At 65.5% G+C, this 17,195-nt stretch carries 18 protein-coding genes; 15 read left to right on the top strand and 3 right to left on the bottom strand.

The features are described from left to right. The first annotated feature begins 35 nt into the window (after positions 1–35). From IAE41_RS06915 to IAE41_RS06980, 14 genes are all read left to right on the top strand, one after another. Entirely contained in the window at positions 36–842 is an 807-nt protein-coding gene (locus IAE41_RS06915) for a M48 family metallopeptidase (RefSeq protein WP_079224454.1), read from the top strand. A gap of 131 nt (positions 843–973) precedes the next feature. Then, positions 974–2,161 carry a tetratricopeptide repeat protein gene (locus IAE41_RS06920; protein WP_200732563.1) on the top strand — a complete coding sequence of 396 codons (1,188 nt, stop codon included), beginning with the start codon at positions 974–976 and terminating at the stop codon, positions 2,159–2,161. Between the two features lie 254 nt (positions 2,162–2,415). After that, positions 2,416–2,973 carry an energy transducer TonB gene (locus tag IAE41_RS06925; protein ID WP_174208710.1) on the top strand — a complete coding sequence of 186 codons (558 nt, stop codon included), beginning with the start codon at positions 2,416–2,418 and terminating at the stop codon, positions 2,971–2,973. Between the two features lie 92 nt (positions 2,974–3,065). Continuing rightward, complete coding sequence (exbB, locus tag IAE41_RS06930) at positions 3,066–3,827, top strand: TonB-system energizer ExbB (protein ID WP_079224460.1); 762 nt, start codon at positions 3,066–3,068, stop codon at positions 3,825–3,827. A 59-nt stretch (positions 3,828–3,886) separates the two neighbouring features. Continuing rightward, positions 3,887–4,312 (top strand): biopolymer transporter ExbD, encoded by a 426-nt coding sequence (locus IAE41_RS06935; protein WP_079224462.1) that lies wholly within the window; start codon positions 3,887–3,889, stop codon positions 4,310–4,312. A gap of 3 nt (positions 4,313–4,315) precedes the next feature. Continuing rightward, positions 4,316–4,729, top strand: coding sequence for a biopolymer transporter ExbD (locus IAE41_RS06940; protein ID WP_079224464.1), 414 nt, complete (start codon positions 4,316–4,318; stop codon positions 4,727–4,729). A gap of 121 nt (positions 4,730–4,850) precedes the next feature. Then, positions 4,851–6,311, top strand: a complete 1,461-nt coding sequence (gene cls / locus IAE41_RS06945; RefSeq protein ID WP_200732564.1) for a cardiolipin synthase — start codon at positions 4,851–4,853, stop codon at positions 6,309–6,311. Positions 6,312–6,352: 41 nt separating this feature from the next. Continuing rightward, the gene (locus IAE41_RS06950; RefSeq protein ID WP_200732565.1) at positions 6,353–6,613 is read left to right on the top strand and encodes a hypothetical protein; all 261 of its coding nucleotides are present in this window, start codon (positions 6,353–6,355) and stop codon (positions 6,611–6,613) included. A gap of 9 nt (positions 6,614–6,622) precedes the next feature. Next, positions 6,623–7,366 (top strand): pyridoxine 5'-phosphate synthase, encoded by a 744-nt coding sequence (locus IAE41_RS06955; RefSeq protein WP_079224469.1) that lies wholly within the window; start codon positions 6,623–6,625, stop codon positions 7,364–7,366. Between the two features lie 247 nt (positions 7,367–7,613). Next, entirely contained in the window at positions 7,614–8,726 is a 1,113-nt protein-coding gene (locus tag IAE41_RS06960; RefSeq protein ID WP_200732566.1) for a PA0069 family radical SAM protein, read from the top strand. 160 nt (positions 8,727–8,886) lie between these two features. Then, positions 8,887–9,249, top strand: a complete 363-nt coding sequence (locus IAE41_RS06965; protein WP_159095008.1) for a hypothetical protein — start codon at positions 8,887–8,889, stop codon at positions 9,247–9,249. Positions 9,250–9,386: 137 nt separating this feature from the next. Beyond that, the gene (locus tag IAE41_RS06970; protein WP_200732567.1) at positions 9,387–10,004 is read left to right on the top strand and encodes a hypothetical protein; all 618 of its coding nucleotides are present in this window, start codon (positions 9,387–9,389) and stop codon (positions 10,002–10,004) included. 313 nt (positions 10,005–10,317) lie between these two features. Continuing rightward, positions 10,318–10,647, top strand: a complete 330-nt coding sequence (locus IAE41_RS06975) for a hypothetical protein (RefSeq protein WP_200732568.1) — start codon at positions 10,318–10,320, stop codon at positions 10,645–10,647. Continuing rightward, entirely contained in the window at positions 10,644–11,237 is a 594-nt protein-coding gene (locus tag IAE41_RS06980) for a hypothetical protein (RefSeq protein ID WP_200732569.1), read from the top strand. Before IAE41_RS06975 ends, IAE41_RS06980 begins: the two co-directional genes overlap by 4 nt. A 189-nt stretch (positions 11,238–11,426) precedes the next feature. Here IAE41_RS06980 and IAE41_RS06985 read toward each other — a convergent pair whose 3' ends face one another. From IAE41_RS06985 to IAE41_RS06995, 3 genes are all read right to left on the bottom strand, one after another. Next, positions 11,427–12,134, bottom strand: a complete 708-nt coding sequence (locus IAE41_RS06985) for a 2OG-Fe(II) oxygenase (protein ID WP_079224489.1) — start codon at positions 12,132–12,134, stop codon at positions 11,427–11,429. 108 nt (positions 12,135–12,242) lie between these two features. Continuing rightward, positions 12,243–13,259 carry a class 1 fructose-bisphosphatase gene (locus tag IAE41_RS06990; protein ID WP_079224491.1) on the bottom strand — a complete coding sequence of 339 codons (1,017 nt, stop codon included), beginning with the start codon at positions 13,257–13,259 and terminating at the stop codon, positions 12,243–12,245. A gap of 341 nt (positions 13,260–13,600) precedes the next feature. Next, the gene (locus tag IAE41_RS06995; RefSeq protein WP_200732570.1) at positions 13,601–14,803 is read right to left on the bottom strand and encodes an amino acid aminotransferase; all 1,203 of its coding nucleotides are present in this window, start codon (positions 14,801–14,803) and stop codon (positions 13,601–13,603) included. A 168-nt stretch (positions 14,804–14,971) separates the two neighbouring features. Between IAE41_RS06995 and IAE41_RS07000 the strand changes: the two genes are divergently transcribed. Beyond that, positions 14,972–17,092, top strand: a complete 2,121-nt coding sequence (locus tag IAE41_RS07000; RefSeq protein WP_200732571.1) for a TonB-dependent receptor — start codon at positions 14,972–14,974, stop codon at positions 17,090–17,092. The last annotated feature ends 103 nt before the right edge of the window (positions 17,093–17,195 follow it).

Consider the following 17,195-nt stretch of genomic DNA (forward strand, 5'->3'; position numbering starts at 1 on the left):
CAGTTCACACTGCCTGCATGAACACGGGGGATTCCATGAAATCACTGCTGCTCGCCCTGCTCATTACCACTCTGGTGAGTGCGTGCGCGACCACCACCTCACCGACCGGCCGACGGCAGATGGTCGGCGGCGTGTCGCAGGCCCAGCTCGACCAGCTGGGCGCCCAGGCGTTCGCCGAAACCAAGCAGAAGGAAAAGATCAGCACCGACGGCCGCCAGAACGGTTACGTGCAGTGCGTGGTCAATGCGCTGGTTGCGCAGCTGCCCCCACAGTACCGTGGCGTACGGTGGGAGACGGCGGTGTTCGTCGACAAGGAACCCAACGCCTTCGCCCTGCCCGGCGGCAAGGTCGGGGTGAACACCGGCATCTTCACCGTGGCCAAGAACCAGGACCAGCTGGCTGCCGTGATCGGCCATGAAATCGGCCATGTCATCGCCCGCCACCACGAAGAGCGCATCACCCGGCAGATGGGCGCGCAGACCGGTTTGTCCGTGCTGGGCGCGCTGGCTGGCGCGGCCTACGGCGAAGGCGCGGCCAGCACCGTGAACCAGCTGGGGGGCATGGGCGCGCAGACCGCCTTCCTGCTGCCGGGCTCGCGCACCCAGGAATCCGAGGCCGATGTGATCGGTCAGCGGCTCATGGCCGACGCCGGGTTCAACCCCGAGCAGGCGGTCGATCTGTGGCAGAACATGATGGCGGCCAGTGGCGGACGCAGCCCGCAATGGCTGTCCACGCACCCCGACCCGGCCAACCGGATCCGCGAACTGCAACGTGACGCCCCCTCCCTTCTGCCCGCCTACCAGCAGGCCCAAGCCGCCGGACGCCGGCCAAAGTGTGGGTAAGTGCGCAGATCAATGCTGTACTGCAGCACATAAAACGATTTCTCACGCCATCTGTTTCTGATACGTTTGGCGGCTCAGATTTTTCTGACAGTCCGACTTTGCCGCTGACGGCGGTTCGATCGAGGTGAACGATGATTTTCCGCAACCATAAAGCTGTGCTTTCCGTCCTCATCGCGACCGCCCTGACCGGCGCCGTGGTCACCGATGCCTTCGCGCAGTCCTCGCGGTCGTCCGAGCGTGGCAACCGCGGTGGCAAGCAGGCCAAGGCCGAAGTCCTGTTCCCGAACGCCACCCGTGAGGAGCCGAAGGAAAAGGCGTCCTCGAAGATGAGCAGCAAGCTGCAGAAGCTCATTGACAACTACAACGACCAGAAGTTCCCGGAGACCCTGCAGGTTGCAGGCGAGATCCTGGGCAACAGCGCGTCGAACAACTACGACAAGTCGCTGGCTGCGCAGCTGGCTTCGCAGGCTGCCTACCAGACCGACGACACCGCCGGCGCCATCCGCTACCTGAAGCAGGCGCTGGAGCTCAACGGCCTGGACAACAACGGCCACTTCCAGGCGATGCTGATGCTGGGCCAGCTGCAGCTGCAGGAAGACCAGACCGCCGAAGGCCTGGTCACGCTGGACAAGTACTTCGCCGAGAGCAAGTCGACCAAGCCGGAAGAACTGATCGCCAAGGGCCAGGCCCTGTACCAGCTGGAGCGCTACCAGGAAGCCATCCCGGTGATCCAGCAGGCCATCGCCGGCTCTACCGAGCCGAAGGACAACTGGAACCAGCTGCTGATGGCCGCGCTGTCCGAAGCGGGCCAGACCGGCGAGGCGCTGAAGACCGCTGAAGCACTGGCGGCCAAGAACCCGAACGACAAGAAGGCGCAGCTGAACCTGGCCAACATGTACATGCAGGCCGACCAGATGCCCAAGGCAGCCGCGGTGATGGACAAGCTGCGCAGCAGCGGCCAGCTCACCGAAGAGCGCGAGTACAAGCAGCTGTACTCGATCTATGCCAACACCGAGAACAAGGAAAAGGACGTCATCGCGGTCATCAACGAAGGAATGCAGAAGGGCATCCTGAAGCCGGACTACCAGGTTTACCTGGCGCTGGCCCAGTCCTACTACTATTCCGACCAGGTGCCGCAGGCGATCGATGCGTGGCAGAAGGCTGCCCCGCTGTCCAAGGACGGTGAGACCTACCTGAACCTGGCACGCGTCCTGCATGCCGAAGGTCGCGTCCCGGAGGCCAAGCAGGCCGCCCAGCAAGCGCTGGCGAAGGGCGTGAAGAACCAGGCTGATGCCAAAAAAATCATCAACCTGAAGTAAGTAGGAATAACGCCTGAACGCCTGCACAGTTGATGCGCAGGCGCTCAGGATTGGTATAAGCTTGGAGGTTCCTGCGGTGTCATGCACCGCTGATCAGGGATCCCGCCCCCGGGATTCCGGCCCCACTATTGAGCTCTTGGCGCATGACGGAACAACTAGTCGTTCACCGGTACGAACAACCCGATGACAAGGGGCTGAGCTGGCCTCGCATCGTCGGCATCGCGTTTGTAATCGCCCTGCATCTGGCCGCCTTCATGATGCTCCTGATCCCCGCTGTGGCCCCCAAGGCCGTGGCTGAGAAGGAGCGCAACGTCATGGTGACCATCGTCGACGCGCCGCCGCCGCCGCCGCCGCCGCCGCCGCCGCCGCCGCCGACTGAAACGCCGCCGCCGCCGGTGAAGAACCTGTCGCCGCCGAAGCCGTCGCCCGTCCCGCCGCCGCCGCAGGCGCCGGTCGTCGACGTGCCGGAGCCGCGCCCGAACGACATCGTCACCCCGCCGTCGCCGCCTGCGCCGCCTGCCCCCGCCACCTCGATCGAGGCCAGCGTGGACATCTCGTCGAAGGCCATGAATCCGCCGCGCTACCCGCCGGCCGCTTTCCGCGCTGGTATCCAGGGTGAAGTGATCCTGATCATTGATGTCGATGCCCAGGGCAACGTCACCAATGTCACGGTGGAAAAGTCCAGCCGTAACCGCGACCTGGACCGTGCTGCGATGGAAGCTGCCCGCAAGTGGCGTTTCAACGCCGCTGAATCTGGCGGTAAGAAGGCTGCTGGCCGCGTCCGCGTCCCGGTCAACTTTGCACTGAACTGATGCGAGCGGGTGGCCGCCGGCCACCCCTCCTCCGGTTCGATTGTTTAGCTTAGCTACACCCTTTATCACCACACACAACAAAGGTAAGCGTCATGCTGCAGGAACTTTTCATCGCCGCTGCTGCCGGGGGCAATCCGTCCAACGCCCTGTCGCAGATGGGCTTCGAGCACCTGATCCACGAGATGACCACCCAGCCGGGTGACTTCGCTGTCTCCTGGGTGGTGCTGCTGACCCTGATCGTCATGTCGGCCATGTCCTGGTACTGGACCGTCATCAACATCTTCCGTTCGGTCCGCCTGAAGAGCGCTGCCGATCGCGTCGTCAGCCTGTTCTGGGACACCCCGAACGCGCAGGACGCCATCCGTGCAATGGAAGAACAGCCGGCTTCCGAGCCGTTCTCCAAGATCGCCCTGGACGCTGCCCAGGCTGCTGCCCACCACCAGCGCGCTGAAGGCGGCGCCACCGGCGGTCTGGGTGAGAACCTGAGCCGTTCGGAGTTCGTCGACCGCGCCCTGCGTCAGGCCGTGACCCGCGAAAGCAACAAGCTGCAGTCGGGCATGACCCTGCTGGCCACCGTCGGTGCAACCGCTCCGTTCGTCGGTCTGCTGGGTACCGTGTGGGGCATCTACGGCGCGCTGATCAAGATCGGTGCCACCGGCTCCGCTTCGATCGACGCCGTTGCAGGCCCGGTGGGTGAAGCGCTGATCATGACCGCCATCGGTCTGTTCGTCGCAATCCCGGCCGTGTTCGCCTTCAACTTCTTCAGCAAGGTCAACAGCGCGACCATCAGCAAGTTCGATACCTTCGCGCACGACCTGCACGACTTCTTCGCCACCGGTTCGCGCGTCCGCTGATTGCGGCGCGCCACCCTGCGACGAACGACGTAGTCACCAAGATCTAGACGGAGCCCGTTATGGCTTTCAGTAGTGGTAACAGCGGCGGCCCCATGGCCGACATCAACGTGACGCCCCTCGTGGACGTGATGCTGGTGCTGCTGATCATCTTCATCATCACGGCGCCCCTGATGTCCCACAAGGTCAAGGTGGATCTGCCGGAGGCCAACCTGGTCCAGAAGCCGGACGACACCAACGATCGCAAGGGTCCCATCACCCTGGCAGTCAAGGAAGATGGCTCGATCTACTGGAACGACGAAGAAATCAACAAGCAGACTCTCGAGTCGCGCTTGGCGACCGCCGCCCAGCAGACCCCGCAGCCGCCGCTGAACCTGCGTGGTGACCGCACCACCAAGATGCGCGTCATCAACGACCTGACCAAGGTCGCGCAGGAGCAGGGCATGCTGGACGTCGGCTTCGTCGCGACCAAAGAGAAGGGGCAATAAGCCATGGCATTCAGTAGTGGTGGTGGCAAGGGCCCCATGGCCGACATCAACGTCACGCCCCTCGTGGACGTGATGCTGGTTCTGCTGATCATCTTCATCGTGACCGCGCCGATCATGACGTACCCGATCGCCGTGGACCTGCCGCAGCGTGTGCTCAACCCACCGCCGCAGCTGGTCGAACCGCCGCCGCCGATCGAACTCAAGATCGACGCCAGCAACCAGGTCTCGTGGAACAACAGCCCGATCGGTACGCACGATCTGCAGCAGCGGATGGAACAGGAGGTCCAGCGTGACCCGACCAACCAGCCCGAACTGCGCATCGACGCGAGCCCGGATTCCGAGTACGACGTGATGGCCAAGGTTCTGGCCGCCGCGAAGAATGCTCAGATGAAGAAGATCGGCTTCGTGCAGCAGTAATACGCAATACCGCAGCACAACAGTCATGACGCGACTGCAGACGCCCCTGGAAACAGGGGCGTCTTTTTTGTGCCCGGCGACGTGACCCCATCAGCACGCCCGCGCCCGCTATGATCGGCGCATGCTCGCCCTCTTCGATTCGCTGCGCCTCTGGCTCGATGGCATTGCCCACCTGGGAACGATCCTGGCGGTGGCCTATCTGCTTTACCTGCTCGCGCTGACCGGCTGGATCATGCTGCAGAAGCGCGAGCCGGTGGCCACGCTCAGCTGGATCCTGTCGCTGGCGCTGCTGCCCTACCTCGGCCTTTTCATCTACTACCTGCTGGGCCCGCAGAAAGTGAAGCGGCAGCGCCTGCGCCGTGGCCGCGCTCGCTCGGGCATGGAGCACTACAGCGATGTCTGCCCGCCCGATGCCGGCTGCACCGAGCTGGCCAAGGTCGCCCAGGCAACCACCGGCCTGGCGCCGAGCAGTGCCACCGAAGTGACCTGGCTGGTGGATGGCGCGGCGACCTATGCCGCCCTCATCGAGGCCATCGCCGGGGCACGCGACCACGTGCACCTGGAGTACTACATCTTCAACCCGGACCACGCCGGCACCGCCCTGCGCGATGCCCTGGTCGAGCGCGCCCGCGCCGGCGTGCAGGTGCGCCTGTTGCTTGATGCGGTGGGTTCCTCGGCGCTGCCGGCGCGCTTCCTGCAGCCGCTGCTGGAGGCCGGTGGCGAAGCCGTCTGGTTCCACCCGCGGCAGCTGCTGAAACCCTTCAAGCGCCCATGGTTGAACCTGCGCACGCACCGCAAACTGGTGATCATCGATGGCCAGCTTGCCTTCACCGGCGGCATCAACATCACCGACGAGGAAGACGAGAGCCGCAACCCCAACGCCTACCGCGACCTGCACATGCGCATCCGTGGCCACGTGGTGCGCAGCCTGCAGCTGGTGTTCGCCGAAGACTGGCTCTACGCCAGCGGCCAGGAGCCTTCGCGCTTCGACATCGCACGCCTGTGGCCGGCCGACATGCCGCTGCGCGGCGACGGCAACATTGATGCGCAGGTGCTGGTGTCCGGCCCGGATTCGGGCTGGGAAACCATCCACCGCCTGCACGTGGCGGCCATCCAGGAAGCCAACGAACGGGTCTGGCTGGTGACGCCCTACTTCGTGCCTGGCGAGGCGGCGCGCATGGCGTTGACCTCGGCGGCGCTGGGCGGCCTGGACGTGCGCCTGCTGGTGCCGAAGATGAGCGATTCCTGGTTCGTCACCCAGGCCGCGCGTTCCTACTTCGACGAACTGCTGCACGCCGGGGTGAAGATCTACGAGTACGGCCCGCGCATGTTGCACACCAAGGCGTTCATCGCCGACGACGATGTCTGCATTGTCGGCAGCGCCAACTTCGACCACCGCAGCTTCCGGCTGAACTTCGAGCTGTCGATGATGATCAGCGACCAGGACCGCGTGGCGGAGCTGGCCACCCTGCTGCAGGCCGAGTTCGACAGCGCCGCGCGGGTGCATGATGAGGCCGGGCGCTCGCTGTGGCTGCACTGCCTGCCGGAGGCCTTCGCCCGTCTGGCCTCGCCGCTGCTGTAAGGCAGCGTTACACTGCGGCCGATGCCTGGGGAGGATGGAACATGTACTGGTTGTACCTGCTGCTGGCGCTGGGCTGCTTCGCCTTCGCGCTCAAAACCCCGAACATGGGCCTGATGTCGCTGGCCCTGCTGGCCGCCCTCGGCCTTCTGCTGGCGTGGGTGCGCGGCCGCTACGTGGCCCGCTTCGGCGACCTGCAGCGCGACCCGTCCACCCTGATCGATGCCGAGGAACTGCGGCGCCTGCGCGAGCAGGCCCGGGCGCAGGCCCATGACGGCACTCCCCCACCCCCTTCTGCCCCGTAGTCCCGTTCCATGACCCAGCTCAGCGTCAACGTCAACAAGATCGCCGTCCTGCGCAACTCGCGTGGCGGTGCCGAACCCGATGTCGTGCGTGCCGCCCAGGCGTGCCTGGACGCGGGCGCCCACGGCATCACCGTGCACCCGCGGCCGGACCGTCGCCACATCACTGCGGAGGACGTGCTGTCGCTTTCGACGCTGACCCGCGCCCGCGGTGTCGAGTTCAACATCGAAGGCAATCCGTTCGCCCCGCCGCGCGAAGGCTATCCGGGCCTGCTGCCGCTGTGCGCGCAGACCCGCCCCGCACAGGCCACCCTGGTGCCCGATGGCGACGGACAGATCACCTCTGACCATGGCTTCGACTTCGAGCGCGATGGCGAGCGCCTGCGTCCGCTGGTGGCCGAGCTGAAGGCGATGGGCTGCCGCGTCAGCCTGTTCGTGGATGCCGGCAACCCGTTGCTGGAACAGGCCGCTGCCGTGGGTGCCGACCGCATCGAGCTGTACACCGGCCCCTATGCCGAAGCGCATGCGGCCGGCGATGCCACTGCGATGCTGGAGCTGTTCGCCACCGCCGCACGGCGTGCACAGGCGGTCGGGCTGGGCGTGAATGCCGGCCACGATCTTTCGCAGGACAACCTGCGCGACTTCCTGGCCGCGGTGCCGGAGGTGCTGGAGGTGTCGATCGGCCACGCGCTGATCGGCGAGGCCCTGTACGACGGGCTCGATACCACCGTGCGCGGCTACCTCGCCCTGCTGTAGTCGCCGGCGCCGGGCATGCCCCGGCGCTACCGGCCGTTCCCCATCGCAGCTGCTGAGACCCCCGTGGCCCATCCTGCCGGCCTGCTGCGGCGATGGCGCCTGCGTGATCCCGTGGAACCTGTGGATAAGCCTGGGGTCAACGAGCGCTCACATCCACCGCCACGCCTACAGCTACGTGAATCCTGGCCGCTTGCGCCGCCTGTGGTTAGCAATAATACTAACGTCTCTGCAACGGCCGGAGGGCGCCATGCAACCCCACCCTCGCAACGCCCAGGCCGCCATCAAGGGCCGGGGTTCCACCTCCCACCTCGCGGGGCGCTTCGAAAGCACGGTGAGTGAAGCCGTCGACGATGGCTGGGCCATCGACGAAAGCGACGAATTCCTCGCCCCGCGCCTGCGCACCGAAGTGCGCGCCGAGACCGCGCGCAGCATCATCAGCCGCAACACCTCCCCGGACGTGGGTTTCAGCCAGTCGGTGAATCCCTACCGCGGCTGCGAGCATGGCTGCTCATACTGCTTCGCCCGGCCTTCGCACGCCTATCTGAACCTGTCGCCGGGCCTGGACTTCGAGACCAAGCTGTTCGCCAAGACCAACGCACCGCAACTGCTGCGCAAGGAACTGTCGAAGCCCGGCTATGTGCCACAGCCGATTGCACTGGGCATAAACACCGATGCCTACCAGCCGATCGAGCGAAAGCTCAAGCTGACCCGCCAGCTGATCGAAGTGATGCTGGAGACCAGGCATCCGTTCTCGCTCATCACCAAGAATGCGCTGGTGGAGCGCGATATCGATCTGCTGGCACCGCTGGCCGCAGAGAACCTGGTCAGCGTGCACTTCTCGGTGACCTCGCTGGACCCGCACCTGTCGGCGAAGCTGGAACCGCGCGCGTCGGCACCTCACGCCCGGCTGCGCGCGATGAAGCGCCTGCACGAGGCAGGCATTCCGGTGGGCGTGATGGTGGCGCCGGTCATTCCGTGGATCAACGACAGCGAGCTGGAGGCCGTGCTGGAAGCCGCGCATGATGCCGGCGCCAGCACCGCCGGTTACGTGCTGCTGCGCCTGCCGCTGGAAGTGGCCCCGCTGTTCCGCGACTGGCTGGACACGCATCATCCCGATCGCGCCGCGCACGTGATGAGCACCATCCAGCAGCTGCGTGGCGGCAAGGACTACGACAGCCAGTTCGGCACGCGCATGCGCGGCCAGGGCGTGTATGCGGATCTGTTGAACAACCGCTTCAAGCTGGCGCGAAAGCGTCTTGGGTTCAACGCGCAGAACAGCCATTGGCCGAAGCTCGATTGCAGCCGCTTTCAGAAGCCGTTGCCGCCGCGGAAGGAATCGCCACAGGGGTCGTTGTTCTAGAAGAGTCGAGCTTGCTCGACGGATGTTGAAGGCAGTCGAGCAAGCTCGACTCTACGGGGCGGAGGCAGTCGAGCGCGCTCGCCGCGACTGGGTGGACGTGGCGCCCCGCTTCGGCCAAGAATCGGGGCGAGGCCCATGAAGGGCCGGACAGGAGATGTCCGTGAACGATGGTGTACTTGCCGCGGCGATCGCCGCCTCCGCTGCCAACACCCATCCTTGGATGCAGGCGCAGCATCGCCAGGTGCTGGAGTACTTCGAGCAGCGGCAGGCGTTTTCGCAGGCGACCTCGATTCCGTTGGCCGCATTCGATGTGGAGCTGGAAGAGGTGCTGTACGACATGATCGACGACGGCCTGGTCGAGGTCGTGGCGACCGACCGCTGCTACCTGGACCGGCAGACGCTGCTGCAGCGCGTGCAGGACGACGATCGATCGGCCGAGCGCCTCAACCGCGTGCTGCTGCGCTACGTAGTACCCGTTCTGGTGATCGTGCTGATCGCCGTGGGCGTAGCGCTGGCCCTGTAGAGTCGAGCTTGCTCGACTGAGCGCGCGACAAAGAGCCGTCGAGCAAGCTCGACACTACGAACACGTCACCCCCCGAACAACTCACGCGGAGGGCGATGAAATGAGGGCCCCATGCGCAGATCTACGAGGAGGCGGGTGTGATCGTACTCAGTAGATTGCACGCACGATCCATTACGTTGGCGATGCTGGCCTGTCTTCCGACGGCAGCCGCCGCAGCGGATCGATCTGCGTTCTTCGTCAGCCATGCGTCATCGATCGAAGACACGTGCCTTGACGTTGATACGAGAAGCTTGCCCTTCTCGTGCCACAGAATCTCCGATGGTGAACAAACCGTCGTCGCTGTGAGGGACTTCAAGCGTACCTGGAATGCCGACCGTTCGAGCTTCTCAAAGCTGACGGTAGTACTTCCCGAATCCCCGCGTGCTGGGCAGGTCTTCACTATCGGAGAGCAGGGAGTACGCGCGTTCTTCAGCAACGGAGCAAGCGCTTTTGCAGGCAAGAGTGGCTGCTACAGCACGGCCGCCACGGGTGAGATCACCGTTGACGAAGTCGAGCGTCACCGTGTTGAGGTTTCATTGCGGGCGACGTTCACGCTCGCAAGCCCTTTGGACTGGCCCGGAGACTGCAACGTTCCTGTCAGTATCCATCGTGCAATCAAGGCCAGAAGCGCGAACATCGCCGAACTCGATGCGTGGGAGGGGAGGCCGCATGCCGATGACTCTCCCTTTGTAGAGGCGCATCCCTCAAAAAGGTAGTTGGAGCCAGGCTGATACCTTCCGCTGTATTCGCTGCTTCGACCTTGCATCAAGGACATCTGGACATCCGCTTGACTGGACCACTGGAATCGCGCTCAAGGGAAGCATATGGGCCACGTGATACCCACGGCTTTGATCCATCTTCTTGGACTCATCGGCGCAGGTGCCGTTGGTATCCATCCGGTACGCGTCATGAGAATCCTGCGCGATCTCCGCAGCGTTCGAGGGAGCACGAGACGTCTGCCGGCGCTGGTGTTCGTTGCCGCTGGTCTGATGCCGGCCGTTCACTGGTGTTTGGAACCGGGACGTAGAAATGAGATTGCCGTTCACCTTCTCCTGCCCGGCCTGCAGGGCAGCCGGGCAGAGGTTTCCGATCTACCAGGCAATCGAAAGGAAGACATGCACCCGCTGCAGCAGCTGTGGATCGGAAGTGGTGTCGGAGCTTGGCTACGTGGCGCCCGCCATCTGGCATGTACTGTCGCTGATGGCTTTAGCGCCTCTGGGACTGATCTTCGTTGCCAGCATCCTGACAGCGCAATGGTTCTGGGGCATTGCGGCGCTGATCGCGCAGGGCGTTCTGACCTGGATGCCGGTGATGTATCTCCACTCGCGAAACGCCACGCTTTGTGAGTGTGCACAATGAAGACATTTATCCATGTGGCCTGTTCCTGTTTCCTTCTCGCGCTCGGAGCGCAGCAGGTCCACGCACGTCAATTGTACGAATGCATCGTCGTTCCGCAGGCCACGGTCGTCACTGACATGCCGGCCGGCCTGGACGATTTCGAACAGCGTCTGTGGGTAGCAAATACAGGTCAGAGGGTGCGCAAGGGCACGGACACCCTCCTTTTACTGCGCCTCTTCTCGGAGTCGCCGGGCGTGATCGATTCCCAGCAATACACCAAGATCACCGGCAGCCTGAAGGGGTACAAGCCTTCGCCGGAAGGGACGCCAGAGGTAGTGGATGCACGTCTCACAAGTGGCAGCGCGGGCTTCGCGCACAAGGGAGACTACTGGCTGTCCGATTCAGCGGACGTCGAACTACATCAGCCGCACAAGGGCGATAGTCGGATTGAAGTCAAAGTGACGGCTGTTGGGTGGAACAGCTATCGAAAAGAAGACCGTTCCTTCCATCTCCAGTTCACCTGTCAACTCAAGGAAATCCCTGTCGAGAAGCTCAATGCTTGGCAAGGAGGCAACGACAGTCTCTGGGGGTCCTTTGGACCCGCCGGATAGCTGAGCGGTATCAATCTGTACCTATCATGGATGCGGAACAGATACGCCTACTGGTTCAAGTCGATGTATCCGAACCCATGCGCACATGACATGAAGAACATCTACTGGCTTGGCATCGCGTTGTTCGGTGCAGTGGCGGGCATGACTCTCTATCGCCGCCGCCCACGGTAGCGTCGAGCAGGTCCGGCCTCACCCGCCAAACAACTTCTGCGCGCTCTGGAACAGGATCCAGCTGGTGGCGATGAACTTGTCGCCGCCCTGCGGCCGGTTGCCGCGATGGGTGTGCGTGAACGCGGTCGGTGCGATCAGCAGGCTGCCCGTGCGCGGTGCGATCTTGCGGCCCTGGAACAGGAACTCGGTCTCGCCCTCTTCGAAGTCGTCGTTGAGGTACAGCGTCCACAACACGTGCCGGTGCAGTGTTTCCGCCTGCGCATCCTTCGGGTAGAGCTCGCAGTGCCAGTATGGGTAGCCGCCCTCGCCCGCCGCGTACCACTGCAGGTTGATGGCGCCGGGGCGCAGGCAGGTGCGGGCCAGCTCGGCCAGCTGCTCCGGTGCCATGTCGGGGAAATCCTCAGCTGACAGTCGGCGCGGCTGGCCGTTGCTGTCCTGGATCTGCAACATCAACGGTGCGATCAGTGCCTGTGGATAACGACGTAGATAAGTCTGCAGCCCGGCGAAAACCGCCTGTTGCAGCGCGTTGTCCACGTCGCGCCAGGCATCCAGCCCGCTGATGCGCAGATCCTTGCTGTGCTTGAGTTCGGGGAACACGCCACTGCCTACTGCACCGGGTTTCAGGCCCTGGCTGCCGCGCATGCGGGCGACGATGGCGGCGCAGACGTCACTGGGGACGGCGTTGTGGATGACTTCGATGAAATCGACCGGGCCCGGCTCGTGCATGCGTGCAATCCTTCGGCGGCAAGGGCTTGATGGTGCCGTTTGCCGCCGCTGCTGTCACCCCGCGGTCATGTCATCGTACTGCCATGACCGCTGTAGGGATGGCCGCCTTCAAACGGTCTTCGCGTCATGCTCCTGGTGATAACGCACCGCTTCGGCCACTTCCTCGCGCGAGCCGAGGAACACCGGCACGCGCTGGTGCAGGTGGTTGGGCTGCATGTCGAGGATGCGCTCGCGACCGGTCGAGGCGGCACCGCCGGCCTGCTCGACCAGCAGGCCCATCGGGTTGGCTTCGTACATCAGGCGCAGCTTGCCGGCCTTGTCCGGTTCCTTCTTGTCCCACGGGTAGATGAAGATGCCACCGCGGGTGAGGATGCGATGCACGTCGGCGACCATGCTGGCGATCCAGCGCATGTTGAAGTTCTTGCCGCGCGCGCCTTCCTTGCCGGCCAGCAGGTCCTGCACGTAGCCCTGCATCGGGGCTTCCCAGTGGCGCTGGTTGGACATGTTGATGGCGAACTCCTGGGTGGCCGCCGGAATCTGCATGTTCTCGGTGGTCAGCACGAACTCGCCGGTCTCGCGGTCCAGGGTGAAGGCGTGGGTGCCGTGGCCGACGCTGAGCACCAGCTGGGTGCTGGGTCCGTAGATGCAGTAACCGGCGGCAATCTGCCTGCTGCCCGGCTGCAGGAACGCTTCATCGCCCGGCAGTTCGACGTTGGTCGGGCAGCGCAGCACCGAGAAGATGGTGCCGACGGAGACGTTGACGTCGATGTTGGAGCTGCCATCGAGGGGATCGAACAGCAGCAGGAAATCACCGCGCGGGTAGATGTCCGGCACCGGCTGGCTGTGGTCCATCTCTTCCGATGCGCAGGCGGCGAGGTGGCCGCCCCAGGCGTTGGCTTCCAGCAGGATCTCGTTGCTGATGACGTCCAGCTTCTTCTGTGCTTCGCCCTGCACGTTGCCGGTGCCGGCTTCGCCGAGTACGCCGCCGAGGGCGCCCTTGCTGACGGCGATGGAGATGCTGGTGCAGGCGCGGGCGACCACGGCGATCAGCTGGCGCAGGTCGGCGTTGATGCGGCCGGCGTGCTGTTCCTGGATCAGGAAGCGGGTCAACGAAGTACGGGACATGAGCGGGCAGGTCTCGGCAGCGGGAAAACGCCTATTGTCGCTGCTGTGCGCGGCGCGTGCGTGATTGGTTTGAGGCGAAATCGTTTACAGGGGCGTTGCGCTGCGTGGCGCCTTCCTTCATGGAGGCGCAGGGCGAGGCACACCGTGGCCAGGACACGCCGTAAACCCATCCATGGGGGCTCGGTCGGCGCATCCATGCGCCTCACGGTCCTGGCCACGGTGTGCCTCGCCCTGCGCTTCAGGGTTCGCCGCGAGCGCGGAGGGTGTGGCAAAGGCAGGAGCAGGAGCAAAAACAAAGGCGCCTTTCGGCGCCTTTGTTTTCAAGCGTGTGCTGCGTTGCTTCAGCCCTTGGCGACGGTGGCCACGGCCTTGGCGACGTACTCCAGGTTGTTCTGGTTCAGCGCGGCCACGCAGATGCGGCCGGTGCCGACGGCGTAGATGCCGAACTCGTCGCGCAGGCGGTCGACCTGCTCACGGCTGAGGCCGGAGTAGGAGAACATGCCCGCCTGTTCGTTGATGAAGGCGAACTGCGGGGCACCGGCGGCGGCGAGCTTTTCGACCAGGCCCTGGCGCAGGGCGTGGATGCGCTCGCGCATCTCGGTCAGTTCCTGCTCCCACATCGCGCGCAGGTCCGGATTGGTCAGCACGCCGGCCACCAGCGCGGCACCGTGGGTGGACGGGCTGGAGTAGATCGTGCGGATCACGCGCTTGACCTGCGACTGCACGGCCTTCGCATCGGCGGCGGTCGGGGCGACCATCGACAGCGCACCCACGCGTTCGCCATACAGCGAGAACGACTTGGAGTACGAGTTGGCGACGATGAAGCTGTCGATACCGGCTTCGGCGATGATGCGCACGGCGGCGCCATCCTGCTCGATGCCCTTGTCGAAGCCCTGGTAGGCCATGTCGATGAAGGGGAACAGCTGCTTGTCCTTCAGGACTTCGGCCACCTGCTTCCACTGGCTGACGGTGAGGTCGGCGCCGGTGGGGTTGTGGCAGCAGGCGTGCAGCAGCACCACGGTGCCGGCCTGCAGTTTCTGCAGATCGGCCAGCATGCCGTCGAAATCCACGCCATGGGTGGCGGCGTCGAAGTAGGTGTACTCGACCACGTCGAAACCAGCGGCACCGAACACGGCGCGGTGGTTTTCCCAGCTCGGGTTGCTGATGGCGATGGTGGCGTGCGGCAGCAGCTTCTTCAGCACGTCGGCGCCGACGCGCAGTGCACCGCTGCCACCGACGGTCTGTGCGGTGGTGACGCGGCCGGCGGCCAGCAGCGGCGAGTCCTTGCCGAACACCAGCTCACGGGTCGCCTGCGTATAGGCAGGCAGGCCGTCGATCGGCAGGTAGCCACGCGGTTTGGCTTCGGTGGCGAGCTGCTGCTCGATCTGCTTGACGGCGCGAAGCAGCGGAATGCGGCCGCTCTCGTCGTAGTAGATGCCCACACCCAGGTTGACCTTGGTCGGGCGGCTGTCGGCGTTGTACGCCTCGGTCAGGCCCAGGATCGGGTCGCCCGGGACCAGTTCCACGTTTGCAAAGAAGGACACGGCGGTACTCGTTCTATTTGAGGGGGAGAAGAAGCGCGGGTCGTGAAGCGGCGGCCGTCGGCCGCAGCCCTGCCATCGTAACAAAGCGTGCCATCGGCGCGGCGGCCATCGTCACGCTGCAGCCCGTACCATGCCGTGTTGTTTCCCCGCCGTGCGTATAGCTGAACGATGAACGAGCCCCTGGCGCCCCACCGCCTGCCCCTGCTGATCGCCCTGCTGCCGCTGCCGGCGCTGGCGCAGACCGCCGCCCCCGCCCCGCAGCAGCTGCCGACCGTGGAAGTGCAGGCCGCGCGCGTGCAGGGCATCGATCCGTTCGCGCTGCCGGCCAGCCAGGACACGGTGTGGGTGGGCGACGACCGCAATGGACCCGGCGTGCAGGTATCCGAGGCGCTGGCCGGGGCACCCGGGGTGCTGGCCCGTGACCGGCAGAACTATGCGCAGGACACCCAGCTGTCGATCCGCGGCTTCGGCGCGCGCTCCACCTTCGGCGTGCGTGGCGTGCGGGTGCTGATCGATGGCGTGCCGGCCACCATGCCCGACGGCCAGGGCCAGCTTTCGCATGCGAGCCTGCTCGGCGCCGAGCGCATCGAGGTGCTGCGCGGGCCGTTCTCCGCCCTGTACGGCAACTCTTCCGGCGGCGTGCTGCAGGTATGGAGCGCGCAGGGCAAGGCCGGCGACCCGTGGCGGCTGCGGGTGAACGCCGGGGCCGACAACACCCTCAGCGTCGGGGCGCAGCTGCGCGGTGCCGGCCCGGTGGTGGACTACAACATCGCGGCCAACCACTTCCGCACCGACGGCTGGCGCGACCACAGCCGGGCGCGGCGCGAATCGCTCAACGCACGGCTCGGCGCTGAAGTGGGCGGCGGCCGCCTGGAGCTGCTGCTCAACGCACTTGATGCGCCCGACGCGCAGGACCCGCTGGGCCTGACCCGCGCGCAGGTGGCGGCCAACCCGCGCCAGGCCACGGCCGTGGCCGAGCAGTACAACACGCGCAAATCGGTGCGCCAGCAGCAGGCGGGGCTGCGCTGGACGCGCGAAAGCGGCGCCCAGCGCTGGCAGCTGATGGGCTACGCCGGGCAGCGCGCGGTGACCCAGTTCCTGCCGATCCCGCCCACCGCGCAGGCCAACCCGCTGCACGCCGGCGGGGTGATCGACCTGGATGGCGGCTATGGCGGCATGGACGCGCGCTGGGGCTGGAACGGCGACCTTGCCGGGCGCCCGCTGGACGTGGTGGCGGGCATCAGCGCCGACCGCCAGCGCCAGCACCGCACCGGCTACGAGAACTTCGTCGGCAGCACCCTGGGCGTGCGCGGACGGCAGCGCCGCGACCAGATCGACATCGTGCAGAACGTCGACCAGTTCGCCCAGGCGTGGTGGCAGTGGAGCCCGCGCTGGTCGCTGCTGGCCGGGGTGCGGCACAGCACCGTGCGCTTCGAATCGGACGACCGCTACATCACCGCCAGCAACCCGGACGACAGTGGCCGCCGGCGCTACCAGGCGACCACGCCGGTGGCCGGGGTCAGCTTCGAGGCCACCCCGCAGTGGCGCCTGCACGCGGCCGTCGGGCGTGGTTTCGAGACCCCCACCTTCAATGAACTGGGCTACCGCAGCGACGGCCAGGCCGGCCTGGCGCTGGACCTGTCGGCCGCGCGCAGCCGCAACATCGAGGTCGGCAGCAAGTGGCATGCGCAGAGCGGAACCCAGCTCGATGTCAGCGTGTTCCGCGCCATTACCGACGATGAGCTGGCCGTTGCCAGCAATACCAATGGCCGCAGCACCTACCGCAACATCGGCCGCACCCGCCGCCAGGGTGTGGAGCTGCAGTACCACCAGCCCCTGGCCGAGCAGTGGGAACTGCAGCTGGCCTGGACCTGGCTGCAGGCGCAGGTGCGCTCGCCGTACCTGACCTGCGGCGGCAGCGGCTGCCGCGTGCCCGACACGGTGGTGGCGGCCGGCAGCCGGCTGCCCGGTGTGCCGCGGCAGCAGGCCTTCGCCCGCGTGCAGTGGTCGCCCGGCGACTGGCAGTGGGCGCTGGAAGCCAATGCCAGCAGCGACACGGTGGTGAATGACCTGGCCACCGAGCGCGCGCCCGGCTACACGGTGCTGAACCTGGAAGCCGGCCGCCAGTGGACCCTGCCCGGTGGCGACCTGCGCGCGTTCGCGCGGCTGGACAACCTGCTGGACCAGGCCTACATCGGCTCGGTGATCGTCAACGATGGCAACGGCCGCTTCTACGAACCGGGCCCGGACCGCCGCGCCAGCGTCGGCCTGCAGTGGTCGTGGCGCTGACCCATTCGGACGCGCTGCGTTACATACGCTTACATCTTCACGAACCGGTAACGCAGGGCGCGTCGGTATCATGACGCAAATGGGAATCGATCCCATTTGTATC

Origin of the sequence: Stenotrophomonas sp. S39, assembly GCF_016624665.1 — a bacterium.
Taxonomy (GTDB): Bacteria; Pseudomonadota; Gammaproteobacteria; order Xanthomonadales; family Xanthomonadaceae; genus Stenotrophomonas.

Coding starts and splice junctions, on each gene's coding strand:
- IAE41_RS06915 (WP_079224454.1), top strand. CDS start 36: ATGAAATCACTGCTGCTCGCCCTGCTCATTACCACTCTGGTGAGTGCG.
- IAE41_RS06920 (WP_200732563.1), top strand. CDS start 974: ATGATTTTCCGCAACCATAAAGCTGTGCTTTCCGTCCTCATCGCGACC.
- IAE41_RS06925 (WP_174208710.1), top strand. CDS start 2,416: ATGATGCTCCTGATCCCCGCTGTGGCCCCCAAGGCCGTGGCTGAGAAG.
- exbB (WP_079224460.1), top strand. CDS start 3,066: ATGCTGCAGGAACTTTTCATCGCCGCTGCTGCCGGGGGCAATCCGTCC.
- IAE41_RS06935 (WP_079224462.1), top strand. CDS start 3,887: ATGGCTTTCAGTAGTGGTAACAGCGGCGGCCCCATGGCCGACATCAAC.
- IAE41_RS06940 (WP_079224464.1), top strand. CDS start 4,316: ATGGCATTCAGTAGTGGTGGTGGCAAGGGCCCCATGGCCGACATCAAC.
- cls (WP_200732564.1), top strand. CDS start 4,851: ATGCTCGCCCTCTTCGATTCGCTGCGCCTCTGGCTCGATGGCATTGCC.
- IAE41_RS06950 (WP_200732565.1), top strand. CDS start 6,353: ATGTACTGGTTGTACCTGCTGCTGGCGCTGGGCTGCTTCGCCTTCGCG.
- IAE41_RS06955 (WP_079224469.1), top strand. CDS start 6,623: ATGACCCAGCTCAGCGTCAACGTCAACAAGATCGCCGTCCTGCGCAAC.
- IAE41_RS06960 (WP_200732566.1), top strand. CDS start 7,614: ATGCAACCCCACCCTCGCAACGCCCAGGCCGCCATCAAGGGCCGGGGT.
- IAE41_RS06975 (WP_200732568.1), top strand. CDS start 10,318: ATGAGATTGCCGTTCACCTTCTCCTGCCCGGCCTGCAGGGCAGCCGGG.
- IAE41_RS06980 (WP_200732569.1), top strand. CDS start 10,644: ATGAAGACATTTATCCATGTGGCCTGTTCCTGTTTCCTTCTCGCGCTC.
- IAE41_RS06985 (WP_079224489.1), bottom strand. CDS start 12,134: ATGCACGAGCCGGGCCCGGTCGATTTCATCGAAGTCATCCACAACGCC.
- IAE41_RS06990 (WP_079224491.1), bottom strand. CDS start 13,259: ATGTCCCGTACTTCGTTGACCCGCTTCCTGATCCAGGAACAGCACGCC.
- IAE41_RS07000 (WP_200732571.1), top strand. CDS start 14,972: ATGAACGAGCCCCTGGCGCCCCACCGCCTGCCCCTGCTGATCGCCCTG.